The following is a 4,375-nucleotide window of genomic DNA, read 5'->3' as shown; positions in this document are numbered from 1 at the left end:
TCTCTTCAACACTTCTATTTTGGGATTTTAGTAATCGATGTAATGCTGTTGAGCTAAACAATTTTGAAATAGAAGCTACTGCAAATAATTTATCAACCGTCATTGGAACTTGATGATCAATATTAGCCAAGCCCATTTCTTTCTTATGTACGACTTCCCCATCTATAAGTATTGCGTAGTTTAAACCAACAATCTCAAGACTATCCATCATACTTTCTACATAGGCATCTGTTTTATTATAAATGGACTCTGTTATATTATTACTATTGTCTTTGTTTGATTGACATCCTATTATTGCCAGACTAGAACTTACCATTAAAATTAATTGGTAGATGTTTTTTTCTATTTTCATAATTGTTAATTCTCTTTTATATGAATTGTTTGTATATAGACATTTCATTCCACTTTTTGTTACAGTGGGACTTAAGTATCTTTTTTTAATGACGCACAACGGGTTCGTGTATGGTTAGTAAATTAGCAAAAAGAAACGTACCTGAGGAAAATCCGCAGGATTTTCCGAGTACACACAAAGCAAACAATGGGTTATACACGTTGTTGCCAGTAGTATTTATTACCTTTTATTATTTTTATCGTATTGTTCAAACTCCTCTTGAGTAGCTTTTTTTCCGTTTATGTAGTATTGGTTTCCAATATCAAACCACCAACCTAAGCCATGTTTTTTACCATCTACATAAAGAACTTTCCATATGATTTTTTCGCCAGTCTGGTTGTAATAGATATCATAACCGTTTTGCTTTCCGTTTTTAAATTCGGTTGTGCCAGTAAGAATTCCATTCTGATATGACTTTTGAATTCCGATTATTTCTCCGTATTGAAAATCACACATGCTATAATTATCTTTTTTCAAATTGAGTATGATTTTATATTTTCCGTTCAAATATTTATCAGATATTTTAGCTTTTATTTCTGTTGTATCATTATTTACTTCAAAATTCAATTCTGAGAGTGATACAGTCTTAAATTCTTGGGTAAATCCAAAATTAAAACCTAAAATACAAAGTAAGTAAATCAGTTTTTTCATATTACTGGCAATGCTCCCTGTGTATAGCGTAGTGAGGCGCGCCTCACGAAGAGCTATGTTCGCGCCTCATTCGCTATACATTATGTTGTGTGTAGTTTCTTGAGGAGCTCACAAGGAACTGCATAAATATACATTAATTAGTCGAGGTGCGATCAACAGGGAGCATTGTGGGTAATTAGTAGAAAAGGAGCGTTTGCAAAACGCGGTTTCTATGTGCCGCAGGCAATTACCCACAACGGTTTGTATATGAAAAGTAGCGGATTGTGACGCACTAAATTTTCAAACCATTACTGACTTTAAATTTATGAAATTGCTTTTAACTAGACACTTAAACCGCTATTTTTTATATACTGTGTTGTAACACGTTATTCTTGTATTGAATAACTACTTAAGGTTCCATCAACTTTAAATCCCATTTTGGAGTAAATTCTTTCACCAGATTCTGACGCTACTAAAACAACAGTATTGCTTCCGTTATTAAAAGCTTCGCATATCAACTTGGTAGTCATGATTTTCCCCAATCCACGCCCTCTATATTCAGGGATTGTCCCAATCATATGGATGCCAGAAACTTTATTTTCATCTAGAAAAATGATGCCACAGCTCACTGAAGAACCATTATGACTGCCTAAATACAACCTGATTTTTGAATCAAAATTAAGTAAAGAGATTATTGTCTTTGGGTAAATTTCATACCCAAATGATTTGGCAGCAACATTTGCAAATTCAATTGCTTTTGACTTTGTATCTACTCGCTGTATGGTCGGAAAATTATCTTTAGGTTTATGTTCTCTAGATATATTTAAAAACATTCCTTTCACTACTGATGTTTTTTCAAAATTGTGAATTAAAAGCAACTTTTCTGCCAATTCATCTTTAGGTATGCCTAACGATTTTGGTAAAAGCCCGTTTTTTATTTTCACTTTTAGCTGCTCAAAATCTATTCGGTTACTATCAATTCCGAAGATTTTACTTGGCCAAGACATATTACTTTGGCAGCTAAACTTGTAACCACTTTCAGTGGTAAAAAAATCACCTTGTACTCCAATGTATTCCCAAAAATCAAACAAGTGATCTATGCTATAATTAGTCATAATATAAAATTTTTAATTGTTGGAGTAATAATCAAACGTGATGCTTACTATTACTCCATTCTTGAGTTTTATTCTGTTGAAGCTGCAACAAAAGCTGCCGAATCTTCATAAAATCGATACTCCTTTATTTTTTCATTCTCGATAATGCAAAGCTGAACCCATGAGCTATTGAAAAGCTTGCCAGTTGTTTTGACTTCATGCGAAAAAGTGCCATTTGCCATTACTAAATTGTCTCCTGCGGACGCTATATGATTTACCGTAAAATCTTTTGTATTGAACAAAGAAGTGATGTTATTCAAAAACTGTTTGGCCTCCTCTTTTGTTCTGTAAATACCGTGTAATTGCTCTATTGGACGTTCTTCTTCTTTAACGCTTACGATATAACAATCTGGATGAAATGCGTTTAAAACGTGTTCCATATCTCCATTTTGAAATGCATTAAAGTAAGCTTGTACGACTTCTATATTTGATTTTTTCATTTGAGTCATTTTAGTTTAAATTGATTGATTTCTAATCCCATTTATTTTTAGTTGACACGCTATATTTACCACCACCAGTAAAAAATAATGCGATGCCAAAAAGAGTGTAAATAAATAATGGACCCATTTCCCAGCCACCAAAACCATTAAGTTTTAGCAGGTTTGGAAGTTGCACCAATAATGTCGCTACGAAGCAATTAGTTGCGAATATAAGTCCGGCTAGTTTTGTTCTATACCCTATAATAATTAGAATAGGAGCAATGATTTCTCCAAGATAAACGCCATAGCCTAAAAATGATGGCAGTCCGTATTGGGCTATTTGGTCTGAAATAAAATCAATTCCAAATCTCAATTTGCTGATTCCGTAAATGAGCATTGTAAATGCAATACTTACTCTTATAAGTACTATTCCGAGGTCTTGTTTTGTGTTTTTCATATCTATAGTTTAAAAGTTACATTTTATAAAAAGCCCGTAATTTTGGAGTGTTTTTACTCCTCCTGTAAATTGATCTAGATTGACTGCTATTCCTGTGATAAGGTTTTCTTTTTGAATCCCAATTCTAAATTGTTGTATCCCTCTATTTAATATTTCAAAATCGGTATTTACAATTACAAATAGATTTAGATAAGCCTTAATGTCTTTACTCAAAACGGGGGTGTAATTCAGTATCAAATTTTGTTCAAGTGTAAACCCATTTTGATAGGTGCTGCCAATCGCATAGCTCAACTTAAAACTGGATGCCGAAAATTTGTATTGCGTGGTTAGAGTAGCAAATGAACCAGGGTTTTTAGCGCCTATCGCAGCATTGACTTGAATGTGTTTATTGAAATGGAAAGACACCATATTTCTAATAAAATAGATGTCGTTTGTTTCATTGGTATATTCTGTGTCAAAGTAGGATACATTATTTATAGACCATTTATCGTTAAAACGATGCGCTACAAAATGTTGATAGGTAAGTGACCTATGGCCGAACAGCAATTCTGGAGAGAAACCAACCCCTTGTGCATTTGATGCCAAAGCGGAAAATAGGAGAGTAATCGATACACTTATAATTCTTAACATAGCCCAATCTTTTTATTGATAGGACAAAGAAACTGCTATGTTATGTAGGGAATCTTAATGTAGGTTAAGAACGACTTATTGCGAAATGTTTTTTCTGAGTTTGCTTAAAAATTCGGGTGTAATACCTAAGTAAGAAGCGATCATATATTGCGGCACACGCTGCTCTATATCTCTATGCTTTGTACGAAAATCAAGGTAATGCTCTTCGGCCGTTTTACTCATGGCATTAATAGTTCGTTCCTGTAATGAAACATAGGCTTTTTCAAATTTGAATCTAAAAAAACGTTCTACTGCTGGGACGTTGTTATACAGATCGTTTAATTTGTCTTTATGTATTTGGAGTACTACGCTATTTTCAATAGCTTGAACAAATTGTTTCGAAGGAGTATTAGTTAGGTAACTGTATAAATCATTAATCCACCAATCTTCTATTCCGAATTGAATGATATGCTCTTTTGTATCTTCATCCATATAATAACTTCTGAGACAGCCGTCTGAAATAAATCTCATATGCGATGAAAGATCACCCTCGTATAAAAGAATTTCTTTCTTTTTTAATTCTACGATAGTAAAACATCCACCAACGATTTCCGCTTCATCGTCTGTAAGTGTTATACTTTTTCTAAAATGCACTATGAGTTTATCAATTGGAGTCATTTCTTTCTCGATATTGTTTTTAATGTCTTGTCCTGAA

General features: G+C 33.3%; 7 protein-coding genes. All 7 read right to left on the bottom strand.

Features of this window, described 5'->3' with window-relative positions:
• Positions 1 to 400, bottom strand: a 400-nt coding sequence (locus tag RH81_RS13740; protein WP_152604839.1) for a serine hydrolase, incomplete at its 3' end; no start/stop codon positions are given.
• A 171-nt stretch (positions 401 to 571) separates the two neighbouring features.
• Positions 572 to 1,042, bottom strand: a complete 471-nt coding sequence (locus RH81_RS13735) for a hypothetical protein (protein WP_033961321.1) — start codon at positions 1,040 to 1,042, stop codon at positions 572 to 574.
• A gap of 365 nt (positions 1,043 to 1,407) precedes the next feature.
• Positions 1,408 to 2,136, bottom strand: a complete 729-nt coding sequence (locus RH81_RS16595) for a GNAT family N-acetyltransferase (RefSeq protein ID WP_052172559.1) — start codon at positions 2,134 to 2,136, stop codon at positions 1,408 to 1,410.
• A 68-nt stretch (positions 2,137 to 2,204) separates the two neighbouring features.
• Positions 2,205 to 2,615: a nuclear transport factor 2 family protein gene (locus tag RH81_RS13725; RefSeq protein WP_161791995.1), complete on the bottom strand. Its 411-nt coding sequence runs from the start codon at positions 2,613 to 2,615 to the stop codon at positions 2,205 to 2,207.
• A 31-nt stretch (positions 2,616 to 2,646) separates the two neighbouring features.
• On the bottom strand, positions 2,647 to 3,051 hold the full coding sequence (locus tag RH81_RS13720; RefSeq protein WP_027077826.1) for a DoxX family protein: 405 nt from the start codon (positions 3,049 to 3,051) through the stop codon (positions 2,647 to 2,649).
• A 9-nt stretch (positions 3,052 to 3,060) separates the two neighbouring features.
• Positions 3,061 to 3,681, bottom strand: a complete 621-nt coding sequence (locus RH81_RS13715; RefSeq protein ID WP_052172557.1) for a hypothetical protein — start codon at positions 3,679 to 3,681, stop codon at positions 3,061 to 3,063.
• Between the two features lie 75 nt (positions 3,682 to 3,756).
• Positions 3,757 to 4,338, bottom strand: coding sequence for a Crp/Fnr family transcriptional regulator (locus RH81_RS13710; protein ID WP_027077828.1), 582 nt, complete (start codon positions 4,336 to 4,338; stop codon positions 3,757 to 3,759).
• Positions 4,339 to 4,375: the final 37 nt, after the last annotated feature.

This window comes from Psychroserpens jangbogonensis (assembly GCF_000797465.1).
GTDB classification, from domain to species: domain Bacteria; phylum Bacteroidota; class Bacteroidia; order Flavobacteriales; family Flavobacteriaceae; genus Psychroserpens; species Psychroserpens jangbogonensis.
Note: the sequence above shows the minus strand (reverse complement) of the source record. Positions and strands in the feature narration are given on the sequence as shown.